Source organism: Kitasatospora nipponensis, from assembly GCF_039528135.1.
In the GTDB taxonomy this organism is placed as follows: domain Bacteria; phylum Actinomycetota; class Actinomycetes; order Streptomycetales; family Streptomycetaceae; genus Kitasatospora; species Kitasatospora nipponensis.
In genome coordinates this window covers 1-12,911 of record NZ_BAAALF010000059.1, presented here as the reverse complement: position 1 = coordinate 12,911, position 12,911 = coordinate 1, and the positions used below count along the sequence as shown (strand labels likewise).

The following is a 12,911-nucleotide window of genomic DNA, read 5'->3' as shown; positions in this document are numbered from 1 at the left end:
CCGCAGGTCGCACAAGTGATCACCGACCCGGAGCCCTCCCTTTCGCCCCCGTGCCGTCGAGCAGGTGGAGCCCCCGATGACTGACATCCGGCCTTCCTTCGTACACCCCGGAACCGATCCGAATATGCCACCCGACACGCCCTGCGGACCGCCGTCCGCCGTGGACCCGGAGCTCGTGGCGCTGCTGGTCGCAGCCGCCGACGCGTTGCCCGATTGGGCACAGTCGGTGGTCCCCCAGGCCCGGCTCGACGCCGATCTGGCGCTGGACGAAACCGAGTTCGCCGTCCTGGACACCTTGCTGCGGGAGCGCTTCGGCGCCGATCTGGGCGCGCTGCGGGCCGGCCTGGACCTGGATGCGCTGGCCGCGCTGACCGTCGGCGACCTGGCGGAGCTGGTGCGCCGATGAGCCGCTTCCTGCTGGTGGTGCCCCCGCTGACCGGGCACGTCAACCCGGCGTCCGGCATCGCGAGGGAGCTGGTCGCGCGCGGCCACGAGGTGGCCTGGACCGGCACCGAGACGGTGTTGCAGCCGCTGCTCGGTCCGCACGCGCGGGTCTTCGGCACCGGCACCCGGGCGTTCCGGGCGCTGGGGGGCCACGGCCTGGCCTCGCTGCGCTCGCTGTGGGAGGGCTTCGTCGTCCCGTACGCGCGGTTCACCGCGAAGCCGCTGGACGCCGTGGTGCGGGAGTTCCGGCCCGATGCGCTGCTGGTGGACCAGCACACCCCGGCGGGCGCGCTGGTCGCGCACCGGCACGCACTGCCGTGGGCGAGCTTCGCGCCGGGGGCCATGGAGCTGGGCCGCCCCTACCGGGCCCTGCCGCGGGTCGAGGCCTGGATGACGGGCCTGCTGGAAGGGCTGTGGCGGCGGGCCGGGCTGCCGGTCGCCGAGTACACCGACCCGCGGTTCTCGCCGGACCTGGTGCTGGCCACCACCGGCCGGGCGCTGCTCGGCGACCTGCCCACGCCGCCGCAGTACGCGCTGGTGGGACCGGTGCTGACCGAGCGTCCGGCGGATGCGAAGTTCCCGTGGGAGCGGCTGGACCCCGGCCGGCGCACCGTCCTGGTCACCATGGGAACCATGTCGGACGCGGTCGGCGCCGACTTCCTGGACCGCACCGTGCGGGCCCTGGCCCACCACGGCGAGGGCATCCAGGCCGTGATCGCCGCGCCGCGCGGGGCGCTGCCCGCCGACCTCCCGGACTCCGTGGTGGCGGTCGAACGGGCGCCGGTCCTGGAGCTGCTGTCGAAGGGCGCGCTGGACGCGGTGCTCTGCCACGGCGGGATGAACACCGTGGGCGAGTCGCTGGCGCACGGTGTCCCGCTGTTGATGGCGCCGATCCGCAACGACCAGCCGTTCGTGGCGCAGCGGGTCGCCGAGGCCGGGGCCGGCCTGCGGGTTCCGTTCGCCCGGGTCGGCCCCCAGGTCATCGCCGAGCGGCTGCGGCGGGTGCTCGAGGAGACCTCCCACCGCACGGCCGCACGGCTGATCGGACATCAACTGCTCTCCGGTGGAGGGGCGGTGGCGGCCGCCGACCGGCTGGAAGCACTGGTCACGGGCTCACCGACATCCCTTCAGTTGGTCTAGGCCATTGTTTCCCGGGGGCCTGAACCTCTAGTGTGAAGCCGAAGCACCGGTTCCCAGGAGCCCCCGCATCCCATCCCTGCACGGGAGTTCTGGTTGATCGAGACCAAGGGACTTCGTAAGTCCTATCCGTCCGGAAAACGCGGCCACCAGGTGGTCGATGCCGTCCGCGGTATCGACCTGGACGTCCGGACCCGTGAAGTCTTCGGATTCCTCGGCCCCAACGGCGCCGGGAAGACGACCACCCTGCGCATGCTCGCCACGCTCATCCGCCCGGACGGCGGCGAAGCCGTGATCGCCGGCGCCGACCTGCTGGCCGACCCGGCCCAGGTCCGCCGACGGATCGGCTACGTCGCCCAGGGCGGCGGCACCGCCGACGCGGTCACCGCCCGCGAGGAACTGGTGCTGCAGGCCAGGATGTACGGCAGCGGCAAGGCCGAGGCCCACCGACGGACCGAGGACGCCCTGGCGGCCTTCGACCTCACCGAGTTCGCCGACCGTCCGTGTGCCACCTACTCCGGCGGCCAGCGCCGCAGGGTGGACATCGCCCTCGGGGTGATCCACGCCCCGCAGGTGCTCTTCCTCGACGAGCCGACGGTGGGACTCGACCCGGCCAGCCGCAGCCAGGTGTGGGCCGAGATCAAGCGGCTGCGCACCGAGGGCATGACGGTGGTGGTGACCACCCACTACCTGGAGGAGGCCGACGCGCTCTGCGACCGGGTCGCGATCGTCGACCACGGCCAGGTCGTCGCCGAGGGCACGCCCGAGGCGCTCAAGCGCGAGATCTCCGGCGACGTCGTCCTGCTCGGAGTCGCCGCCGGCGAGATCAGGCCCGCGGCCGAGGCCCTGCGCGACCAGGCCGACCTGCACCGGCTGGAGCAGGTCGAGGACGGGCTACGGCTCTACCTGCACGACGGCGCCGCGGCCATACCGCAGGTGCTGCGTGTGCTGGACGGGGCGGGGATCGTCCCCGGCACCGTCCAGCTCCAACGGCCGAGCCTGGACGACGTGTTCCTGGCCCGCACCGGCCGCTCCATCGAACAGTCCTGACAATCCCCTGGGGTCCCTTCCGTGAAGCTCGCCCGTGACACCTGGCTGGTCTTCCAGCGGCAGTTGCTGCTGATGTGGCGTACACCGATCTGGATCGTCGTCGGGGTGATCCAGCCGATCTTCTACCTGCTGCTGTTCGCCCCGATGCTCAAGAAGGTGCTCGAACCCATGGGTGCCACCACCTATGCCGAGGCCTACCAGATATACGTCCCGGGCCTGTTGGCGGTGCTCTGCATCTTCGGCGGGCTCTACACCGGGTTCAGCCTGCTCGGCGAGCTGAAGGCCGGCATCATCGAGCGCTCCCGGGTGACCCCGGTCAGCCGGCTCGCCCTGCTGCTGGGGCGGGCGCTGCGCGAGATGGTGGCACTGCTCGCCCAGGCGGTCATCATCACGCTGATCGCGCTGCCGTTCGGCCTGCGCGTCGACCCGCTGAACCTGGTGCTGGCCTACCTGTTGCTCGGCCTGCTGGCACTGATGACCTCGGCCATCTCGTACGGCATCGCGCTGGTCCTGCCCAACGACGCCGCGATGGCGCCGGTGGTGAACACCCTCGCCCAACCCATCGCCCTGCTCTCCGGCGTGCTGCTGCCGCTGGCGCTCGCGCCGATGTGGCTGCAGACGATGGCCAAGTGGAACCCCTTCTACTGGGCGGTGGAGGGCATGCGGGCGCTCTTCTCCGGCAACACCGGTGACAGCGTGGTCTGGCAGGGGCTGCTGATCGTCGTGGTGATGACGACCGGGGCGGTCTTCTGGTCGGCCCGGCTCTTCTCGGCCCGGATCCGGTAGCGGCGCGGTTCCCACAGCGGCGCGGATCGGGTAGCGGCACGGTTCCCACAGCGGCCCGGATCCGGCTCGGCGGCGCGACAGGCGACCACCCAATGGTCTAGACCTTGCTTTGCTCGATCGTCTGTGCAATCGTCAGGAATCGAACCGATCACGTCAGTTGTGACCGGCGTCCATCAACCTCCCCCTTCGTGGAGTGGCGTTGACCCGCTCTTCTTCCCTTCCTCCCCTGCCGACCGGGGCCCCGACCGCCAAGGCCCCGCAGGACTGGGTGGATCACCTCCTCCTGGCCGGCCCCGATGACGAGGAGTGCCTGCGCTTCGGCACCCCCGTCGACCGCACCACCCTGCGCGCACTCGTCGCCGAGCAGACCGAACGGCTCCGGGCCGCAGGTCTGACGACCGGCGGCACGGCCGCCCTGCGGCTGGCACCCTCGCTCGGCTACACCACCGCACTGCTGGCCTGCTGGCGGCTGGGCGCGCAGGTGCTCCTGCTGGACCACCGGCTCACCGATCACGAGGTCGGGCTCGCCCTCGAACGGCTGGCCCCCCAGGTGCTGGTGGAGTCGGCGCACCGCCCCGCCGCGGCACTGCGCGGCTTCACCGAGACCGACCCCGTGCCGCTCGCCCGTCCCGGCGGCCGCCCCGCGGCGACCGACCACGCCCTGCTCCAGCTCAGCTCGGGCTCCACCGGCCCCGCCAAGGTGATCGCCCGCACCGCCGCCGACCTGCTGCGCGAACTCGACTGCTACCGGCGGCTCGCGCTCTTCCCCGAGGCCGGTGAGAGGGTCGTCCTGCTCTCCTCCGTCGTGCACGTCCTGGGCCTGGTGGGCGGACTGCTCAACAGCCTGCACGCCCGGGTACCGCTGACCGTCCCGGAGCGGATGACGCCGGCCGGGATCCTGGCCGCCATCGCCGAGGACGACCGGCCCACCACGGTGATCGGCGTCCCGTTCCACGCCGAACTGCTGGCCGGCGCCACCGCTCCCCCGGCGCTGCCGCAGCTGCGCCGGATGATCGTCGCCGGCGAGCTGGTCCGCCCCGCGCTGCCCGCCGCCTTCACCGCCCGCTTCAAGGTGCCCCTGGGCACCATGTACGGGATGACCGAACTCGGCGTCATCGCCACCGACCTCGACGGCAGCCTGCACCCGCAGGTCGAACCGGTGCACGGCATGGAGCTGCGCGAGGACGGCGGCGAACTGCACATCGCCATGGCCGACTCCCCCTACCCCGGCCTGTCCGACCCCACCCGCTGGTCAAACGGCTGGCTGCACACCCGGGACGCCGCCCGGGTCGACCCGCGGCACGGCCGGGTGACCGTCCTGGGCCGCCGCGACTCCCAGGTCTCCATCGGCGGCCTCAAGGTCGACCTCACCGAGGTCGAGCAGACCCTCGCCGGCCTGCCGGAGGTCCGCGAGGCGGTGGTGGTCTTCGAGAACGGCGCCATCGAGGCCTACCTGGCCACCGAGCCCGCCGCCGGCCCCGCCACCGCCGACCCGGCCGTCGTCCGCGACGCCGTCCGCGACGCCCTGACCCGTGAACTGGCCTCCTACAAGCGGCCCCGACAGCTCTCGTTCCTCCCGGCGCTGCCCCGCACCGCCACCGGCAAGCTCGTGCGCGACACCACCGTGCTGCACGACGCCGCAGCGCGCGCACGCTGATCCGTCGCGCGCCCGCACCACCGCACCGGTCCCCGACACAGCACGAGGAGCACCACCATGCACGAGCGCATCCGCGAGTTCGTCCTCGCCGCACTCGCCGAGATGAACTACGACGTCAGCGAGGTCACCGGCGACACCGACCTCGGCCCGGCCGGGCTCGACCTGGAGTCGCTGGCACTGGCCGACCTGTCGGTGCAGGTCGAGGACGAGTTCGGGGTCAAGTTCGACCTCGACGAGATGGAGAGCACCGCGCTGATGACCCTGGACCAGTTCACCGCCGACGTGGCCCGACGGGTGGCCGCCGCCCCGAGCGCCTCCGGCAGCCTCGCGTGAGCGCGCCCGTGCCGCCGGACCGGGCCGAGGTGGTGGAGATGCTGGCGGCGTTCGGCAAGCGCACCGCGGACAGTGTCCCCGAGGCCCTTGGATCCCTCGAACTCACGTGGCTTACAGCCGAGTTCGAGCAGCGCTACGACGTCGTCCTGGAACTCTCCGACGAGCGGTTCGAGGCCGTCCGCACGGTGGACGACGCCGTCGCGGTGCTGCGCGAGGCCGTCCTCGCCACCGCCCCCGCCCCCGCCATCGGGGCCACCGCAACGGGTGGGGTCGCCCGGTCATGAGTACCGCGGTCAGGAGGACCAGCGCACCGCCGGCGCCGCGGCCGGTGTTCACCGGTCTCGGGGTACTCAGCGCCTTCGGCCCCGGGCTCGCGCCGCTGGCGGCCGCGACCGCCCAGGGCACGGCCGGCTTCACCGAGGTGACCCGCTTCGACGTCCGTGGACGCAATACCCGGCGGGCGGCCCTGCTGCCCGACGCCCCGCCGCTCGCCCGAGCGGTCCTCGCCGCCCTCGCCGACGCGTGCCACCAGGCCGGGTTACCCGCCGGGCCCGGCGACACGCCGCTGCTGCTGGCCCTGCACAGCGATCTGCGCACCGGCGAGGTGGCCGAGGCCGTGACCAGGGGATCCGCCGCCCTGGGCCTGCCCGGGGTGAGCCGCGTCTACACCGGCGCCTGCGTGGCGGCCTCCACCGCGGTGGCCGACGCCGCCGCCCTGCTCGCCGCCGGCCGGCACCCCCGGGTGGTGGTCGCGGCCGGGCACCTGGTGGAGCCTGGCGTCTTCGCGGCCTTCGACGCTGGCCGGGCGCTGTCGCGCGACGGAGAGCTGCGGCCGTTCAGCAGCGGGCGCAGCGGCACCCTGCTCGGCGACGCCGCGGCGGCCGTGGTCATCGAAGCGGACACCGCCGCCGCACGGCGCGGGGCACCCCCGCTGGCCCGGCTCGCCGGCTGGGGCCGGTCCGGGGACGCCCATCACGTGTGCCGTCCACGCCCCGACGGCGAGGGCGTGGCCAGGGCCGTCCGGTCCGCGCTGGCCCGGGCGGGTGTCGCCCCGGGCGAGGTGGGCTACATCAACGCCAACGGCACCGGTTCGCCGCTGTCCGATCTGGCCGAGGCCCGGGCACTGCGCGATGTGTTCGGCCAGGCCCTGGAGGCACTGCCGGTCAGCTCGAGCAAGTCCGTCCACGGCCACGCCCTGGAGGCCTCGGCGCTCCTCGAACTCGTCGTCACCATCGCGGCGTTGGACAGCGAGCGGCTACCGGTCAACGCCGGCTGGCTGGGCCCCGACCCGGAGATCGGCCTCAACCTCGTCCTGGCGGGAGGGCGCCGGGAGCAGCCCCGCTACGCCCTCAGCCTCAACTCGGCGTTCGGCGGCGCCAACACCGCACTCCTGGTCGCCGCCGCATGAACCCACTGCGCACGCTCGCCACCGCGACCTGGCCGCCCCCGCAGGGGAGCGCCGAGCTGCCCGCGGTGCCCGGCTTCTCGGCCTCCACCTTCAACCCCCTGGTCGCGGCCGTCGCCGAGCTCTGCCTCAGCCGGCACCGCGACACGGCCCGGGCGGGCAGCGGCCCGCACGAAGCGGGCGGGGACCGGCCGTCGCCACCACCCGCGACCGACCGCACGGGGCTGGTCCTCGCCAGCGCCGCAGGGGACCGCGCCACCGCCCTGGCCATCGACACCGCGGCCGCCTCCGGGCGCCGGATGCCGCCGCTGCTCTTCTTCCAGTCCAACCCCAACGCGGTCCTCGGGCACATCGCCGCCCGCTGGGCACTGACCGGCCCGGTCGTCGCCAGCTGCCCGCGGGAGGCCGCCGCACCCGGCCAGATCCCGGCGGACGCACTGGAGTTGGCCGCCCTGCTCCTCGCGGACGGCGACGCCGACCAGGTCCTGGTCATCGCCGCGGAACAGGCCGGACCGGCCCGGGGCACCGAACACGCCACCGCCGTCCTGGTCACCTCCGCCTGACCGCCTGAACCCACCGGCGCGCCCCTGAGCGCGCATCCACTCCAGCCACCCCGTCCGTCCGCGTCCCAGACGCCGCGCACCGCACCCGCATGGCCAGCACCATGGGGAGGGATCCATCACCATGAGCATCCGCAGTATCCGCAGCCTCCTGGCAGGCGACCCGGACGTCGGCGCGGGGAACGTGCTGACCAGCAGGATCGCCCTGGGCCTGGGTCTGGACGACCCGCTGCTGACCTTCGACACCGCGGTGGACGACCACGCGGCCTGGCAGGCCCTCACCCTGCGCGAGGTGGACCGCGCCGTCCGGGCCCGGGCGGCCGCGCTGCACGCCCTGGGGGTGGGCCGGCGGGACCCGGTGGTGGTGTACGCGACCGCCGCCGCCGACCACGTCCTCTCCTTCCTGGCCCTGGTCCGGCTCGGTGCGATCCCGGCGCTGCTCAACCCCGGGGTGGCCGGCGAGCGCGCGGCCCGCTACATCGCCCGCCTCGGCGCCGTCGGCATCCTCACCGACCCCGAGCACCGGGCCGAGCTGGCCGGGCACGACCCGGCGGCCCCGGTGCTCGCCGACGCCTCCGAGCTCGGCAGCGGCGATCCGGACGCGGCGCCCGCGCCGTACCGGCACGCCCCGGGCGACCCGGTGGCGATCACCCACTCCTCCGGCACCACCGGCATGCCCAAGGCCGTGGTGCACTCGCACGCCAGCCTGTACGCGGCGATCCGCCACCGTGCCACCCTGCCGCGCCCCCAGGGCTCGGACCGGATGCTCAGCGCGCTGCCCGTCCCGCACGCGGCCACCGTCATCGCGGTGAACTTCGCCCTCAGTACGCACGGTGAACTCGCCCTGCTCTCCCAGCAGTCCGGCGCCGGCGTGCTGGACGCCATCGAGAGCTGGCAGCCGCGCGGCGTGATCGGCTTCGCCACCACCTGGGCCGACCTCGCCCGCCACGACCTGGCCGCCCGCGACCTGGGCACGATCGCGCTCTGGTGGAACACCGGGGACTGCGCGCACGAGGCGCACATCCGCCGGCTGATCGCCACCGGCTCGCGCGAGACCGTCACCCGCCGGGGCCGCGGCCGCGAGCCGGGCTCGGTCTTCGTCGACGGCCTGGGCTCGACCGAGATGGGCCACTCGCACTTCTTCATCACCCACGCCCCGGGCACCGAGAAGTACGGCCGCTGCGTCGGCCGCCCGCACACCTTCGTCGACTGCGAGGTGGTCGGCCCGGACGGCGAGCCGCTCGGCCCCGGCGAGGTCGGCGAACTCGCCACCGCCTCCCCGACGCTGGCGCCCGGCTACTGGAACGACTCGGTCACCACCTACCGCACCCGGCTGCGCGGCCGCTTCCTCACCGGCGACCTGATGTACCGGGACGAGGAGGGCTTCTACTACCACGTCGACCGGTTGGTGGACTCGGTCGACCTCGGCGAGGGCCGGCGGCTGTACACCGCGATGTCCGAGGAACGGGTACTGGCCCGCGTCCCCGGCGTCCTGGACTGCACGGTCGTGGCGGCGAAGGACGGCGACCGGGTGGTCACCGACGTGCTGCTGCTGCTCGCGGACGCCGCCGACCCGGCCGCCGACCGCCGGCAGGAGGTCGTCGCCGCGCTCGAGGAGCACACCGCCGCCACCGTCCGCTCGGTCCTGGTGGTCGACGGCGACGACATCCCGCTCGGCCCCACCGGCAAGGTCCGCAAGGTCCTGCTGCGCGAGCGCTACCTCGCCTCGGTGGCCGTCCGATGACCGCGAGCCGGACCCCGGGGCGGCCGGGCGCCGTCGTCACCGGGATGGGCCTGGTGACCCCGCTGGGCCGCGGGCCCGCCGAGGTGTTCGGGGCGCTGACCGCCGGGCGCAGCGGCATCGTCGCGGTGCCGCAGGGCCACGCGGCGCACGGGTGGCTGCCCGCCGCCGGGATCGCCCCGCACATCGACGGCCGCGAGGTGCTGCCGCCCACCGAGACCCGCTGCGTGGACCGCTTCGTGCTGCTGGCCCTGGCCGCCGCGGACGACGCGCTGGCGGATGCGGACCTGGTGGTGGGCCGCGACGTCGACGCCCGCCGCACCGCCGTGGTGCTGGCCACCGGCGGCGGCGGCCTGGAGACCTTCGAGCAGCAGTCGCACCGGCGGCTGGAGCGCGGCCGGCCCGGCGTCAGCCCGTACCTGCTGCCGGGGATGCTCTCCAACATGGCGACCGCACGGGTGGCGATCAAGCACGGGATCCGGGGCTACAGCACCGCGATCGTGACGGCCTGCGCGGCCGGCGCCCAGGCGGTGGCCGAGGGGCTGCGCCTGATCCGGGCGGGCGACGCCGACGTGGTGGTGTGCGGCGGCACCGAGTCCTCGCTGCATCCGACGATCGCCGCGGCCTTCACCAACGCCCGCGCCCTGGCCCAGGGTTGGGAGGATCCGGCGCAGGCGAGCCGCCCCTTCGACGCCCGCCGCAACGGGTTCGTGCTGGGCGAGGGCAGCGCCGTCCTGGTGCTGGAGAGCGCCGAGCACGCGGACGCCCGGGGCGCGGCCGGCTACGCCGAGCTGGTCGGCTGGGGCTCGACCACCGACGCCCACCACCCCACCATGCCCCGCCCGGACGGCGAGGGCGCTGCCGACGCCATGCGCACCGCCCTCGCCGGCGCCGGCCTGGCCGCCTCCGACATCGGCTACGTCAACGCCCACGGCACCGGCACCAAGCTCGGGGACGTCGCCGAATCGGCCGCGCTGAACGCGGTGTTCGGCGAGCACCGGCCCGCCGTCAGCTCCACCAAGGGCGCCACCGGCCACCTGCTGGGCGCCGCCGGAGCGGTGGAAGCCGCCGTCACCGCCCTGGCCGTGGCCCGCGGACTGCTCCCACCCACCCTCAACCTGACCGATCCCGACCCGAGTTGCGACCTGGACCACGTCCGCGGCGCCGCCCGGCCGGCCGAGCTGCGGGCCGCGCTGAGCAACGCCTTCGCGTTCGGCGGCCACAACACCAGTCTGGTCTTCGGGCCGACGCCCACCCGCGCCACCAAGTAGGCCGCCCCGGCCCGCCCGTGGGCACCGCGCGGCCGGGGCCTTCTCCGCCCCCGCCGCCACTCGTCCCTCCGCTCTCAACTCCTTCTGCCAGGAGCTCCGTTGTCCATCCAGACGATCACCCACGTCGAGTACCACTGCGCGGACGCCGCACGGACCGCCACCGACCTGCAGACCCGCTTCGGTTTCCTGCCCGACGCCGACCAGCCCGCGTGGAGACCTGGCCTGCGGGCCGTCCACCTCCACCAGGGCACCATCCGACTGCGGCTGCGCTCCAGCGAGAACACCGATCACCCGGTGGCCCGCTACGTCGAGCGGCACGGCGAGGGCGTCGCCGCGCTGGCGCTCGGCTGCACCGACCCGCAGGCCGCGCTGGAGCGGGCCGAGCGGCACGGCGCCGTGGTCCTGGACCGGGCCGGCGGGCTGATCGCCGGCTTCGGCGACACCGCGCTGCGCTTCGTGCCGCTGCAGGATGCCGCGGCCGGCACCGGCGGCGAGCTGCTGGAGGCCCTCGACCACGCCGCCATCTGCCTGCCCGCCGGGCAGCTCGCGCAGGCCGTGCGGTTCTGCGAGGCCGCGCTCGGCTTCCACCGGATCTTCGGCGAGTACATCGAGGTGGGCGAGCAGGCGATGGACTCCAGCGTCGTGCAGAGCCTCTCCGGGGACGTCACCTTCACCCTGATCGAACCGGACACCAGCCGCCAGGCCGGCCAGATCGACACCTTCCTCGCCGACCACGACGGCGCGGGCGTCCAGCACCTGGCGCTGCGCACCGCCGACATCGCCACGGCCGTCCGCACCGCCAGGTCGCGCGGCGTCGAGTTCCTCGCCACCCCGGGCACCTACTACGACGGCCTGGCCGAGCGCCTGGGCGGCACCGCGATCCCGGTGGAGACGCTGCGCGAGCTGGACGTCCTGGTCGACCAGGACCACGGCGGCCAGCTGTTCCAGATCTTCGCCCGCTCGACCCACCCCCGGCGGACCTTCTTCCTGGAGGTGATCGAGCGCCAGGGCGCCGGCACCTTCGGCACCGCCAACATCAAGGCTCTCTACGAGGCCGTCGAGCGCCAGCGCGCCGCCGCCACCGTCTGACCCGCCGGCGCGGCCCGTCCGTGCGGCCCGTGCGAGCGGCCCGTGCGAGCGACGCCTCCGTCCGACCTCCGAGGAGGAGCACCCCATGACCACCGCACCCGAGTTCGCCGTGTCCCGCAGCGAGCCCGCCCTGCCCCGGGCCGAGTTCGTCCTGACCCCGGCCGAGCGCGCCCTGCTCCCCACGCCCGAGGAGGTGGCCGGCTACCGCGGGCGCGGCTGGTACCTCTCCCGGCGGCTGTTCACCGACGAGGAGCTCGACACCCTCGAGGCGGCCACCGAGCGGTACTACGAAGGCCACCGCGACCGCACCCTCGCCGTCCGGCCGCCGAACCTGGCCTCCTGGGAGCCCTCGCACGGACCGGTCCAGCGACACAACGACTACGTGCACTACGAGAGCGAGGCGATCGCCGCGATCCTGCGCAAGCCCCTGGTCGGCGCCGTCGCCGCCCTGCTCGCCGGGGCCCAGGAGATCCGGATCTTCCAGTCGACCCTGATCCTCAAGCCGCCCGTGCCCGAGGAGCCCTCCAACCAGGTGCCGTGGCACTTCGACAAGCACTACTGGCACACCTCGTCCTCGGACGACATGCTGACCGCCTTCATCCCCTTCCACGACTGCGGGGTGGCGAACGGCACCATCACCATGGTCGACGGCAGCAACCGCTGGCGGGAACTGCCCTCCGGGGAGGACGCCACCCGGCACTTCGCCCGGCGCGACCGCTCCGAACTCGAGTCGATCCTCGCCGCCAACGCCCACCACAACGGCGAACAGGTGCGCAAGGTCCCCGTCGTCATCCCGCGCGGGCACGTCAGCTTCCACCACTGCCGCACCTACCACGGCAGCGGCGCCAACCTGGCCGACACCCCGCGCCGGGCCGTCTCGCTGCATCTGCAGGACGGTGCCAACCAGTACCGCCACGCCACCCGCCCGGACGGCACCCCCGCCTCCTACAACCACGACGTGGTGGTCCGCCGCACCGCCGACGGCCGCCCCGACTACGCCGATCCCCGGATCTGCCCGGTCATCTGGCGGGGAACCCCGTGACGCACCCGGCCCACCCCGACTCCAACGGCCTCGACTCCCCCGCCGCGCGCTACCGGAGGCTGCGGCTGATCCGTGGCTTCGAGGAACTGGCGCTCGGCCTGGTGAAGTCCGGGGCGATCACCGGCGGCATCCACCCCTACATCGGGCAGGAAGCGGTGGCGGTCGGCGTCTGCGCCGCGCTGCGCCCGCAGGACCGGATCACCTCCACCCACCGGGGCCACGGCCACGTGCTCGCCAAGGGCGCGGCCCCGGACCGGCTGCTGGCCGAACTCCTCGGCCGCACCGGCGGGTTGAATCAGGGCCGGGGCGGCTCGATGCACGCCGCCGACTTCTCGCTCGGCATCCTGGGCGCCAACGGCATCGTCGGCGCGGGCGCCCCGATCGCGGTCGGCGCCG

General features: G+C 74.3%; 14 protein-coding genes. All 14 read left to right on the top strand.

What is annotated here, in order from left to right; all coding sequences use genetic code 11:
• Positions 1-175: 175 nt before the first annotated feature.
• Positions 176-406, top strand: a complete 231-nt coding sequence (locus tag ABD323_RS18170; RefSeq protein ID WP_344442722.1) for a hypothetical protein — start codon at positions 176-178, stop codon at positions 404-406.
• Positions 403-1,584, top strand: coding sequence for a glycosyltransferase (locus tag ABD323_RS18165; RefSeq protein ID WP_344442721.1), 1,182 nt, complete (start codon positions 403-405; stop codon positions 1,582-1,584). The genes ABD323_RS18170 and ABD323_RS18165 overlap by 4 nt, the downstream gene beginning before the upstream one ends.
• A gap of 93 nt (positions 1,585-1,677) precedes the next feature.
• Positions 1,678-2,631, top strand: coding sequence for an ATP-binding cassette domain-containing protein (locus ABD323_RS18160; RefSeq protein ID WP_344442720.1), 954 nt, complete (start codon positions 1,678-1,680; stop codon positions 2,629-2,631).
• Positions 2,632-2,652: 21 nt separating this feature from the next.
• The gene (locus tag ABD323_RS18155) at positions 2,653-3,417 is read left to right on the top strand and encodes an ABC transporter permease (protein WP_344442719.1); all 765 of its coding nucleotides are present in this window, start codon (positions 2,653-2,655) and stop codon (positions 3,415-3,417) included.
• Between the two features lie 268 nt (positions 3,418-3,685).
• A complete protein-coding gene (locus tag ABD323_RS18150; RefSeq protein ID WP_344442717.1) occupies positions 3,686-5,074 on the top strand; it encodes a class I adenylate-forming enzyme family protein in 1,389 nt (462 codons plus the stop codon).
• Positions 5,075-5,131: 57 nt separating this feature from the next.
• Positions 5,132-5,407, top strand: a complete 276-nt coding sequence (locus ABD323_RS18145; RefSeq protein ID WP_344442715.1) for an acyl carrier protein — start codon at positions 5,132-5,134, stop codon at positions 5,405-5,407.
• A complete protein-coding gene (locus tag ABD323_RS18140) occupies positions 5,404-5,691 on the top strand; it encodes an acyl carrier protein (RefSeq protein WP_344442714.1) in 288 nt (95 codons plus the stop codon). Before ABD323_RS18145 ends, ABD323_RS18140 begins: the two co-directional genes overlap by 4 nt.
• On the top strand, positions 5,688-6,815 hold the full coding sequence (locus tag ABD323_RS18135) for a beta-ketoacyl-[acyl-carrier-protein] synthase family protein (RefSeq protein ID WP_344442713.1): 1,128 nt from the start codon (positions 5,688-5,690) through the stop codon (positions 6,813-6,815). The genes ABD323_RS18140 and ABD323_RS18135 overlap by 4 nt, the downstream gene beginning before the upstream one ends.
• Entirely contained in the window at positions 6,812-7,375 is a 564-nt protein-coding gene (locus ABD323_RS18130; protein WP_344442712.1) for a hypothetical protein, read from the top strand. Before ABD323_RS18135 ends, ABD323_RS18130 begins: the two co-directional genes overlap by 4 nt.
• 121 nt (positions 7,376-7,496) lie before the next feature.
• The gene (locus ABD323_RS18125; RefSeq protein ID WP_344442710.1) at positions 7,497-9,116 is read left to right on the top strand and encodes a class I adenylate-forming enzyme family protein; all 1,620 of its coding nucleotides are present in this window, start codon (positions 7,497-7,499) and stop codon (positions 9,114-9,116) included.
• Entirely contained in the window at positions 9,113-10,384 is a 1,272-nt protein-coding gene (locus ABD323_RS18120; protein ID WP_344442708.1) for a beta-ketoacyl-[acyl-carrier-protein] synthase family protein, read from the top strand. The genes ABD323_RS18125 and ABD323_RS18120 overlap by 4 nt, the downstream gene beginning before the upstream one ends.
• A gap of 99 nt (positions 10,385-10,483) precedes the next feature.
• Positions 10,484-11,473: a 4-hydroxyphenylpyruvate dioxygenase gene (hppD, locus tag ABD323_RS18115; protein WP_344442706.1), complete on the top strand. Its 990-nt coding sequence runs from the start codon at positions 10,484-10,486 to the stop codon at positions 11,471-11,473.
• An 85-nt stretch (positions 11,474-11,558) separates the two neighbouring features.
• Positions 11,559-12,515: a phytanoyl-CoA dioxygenase family protein gene (locus ABD323_RS18110; RefSeq protein WP_344442704.1), complete on the top strand. Its 957-nt coding sequence runs from the start codon at positions 11,559-11,561 to the stop codon at positions 12,513-12,515.
• A partial coding sequence (locus tag ABD323_RS18105; RefSeq protein WP_344442703.1) for a thiamine pyrophosphate-dependent enzyme occupies positions 12,512-12,911 on the top strand: 400 nt, incomplete at its 3' end. The genes ABD323_RS18110 and ABD323_RS18105, both read left to right, overlap by 4 nt.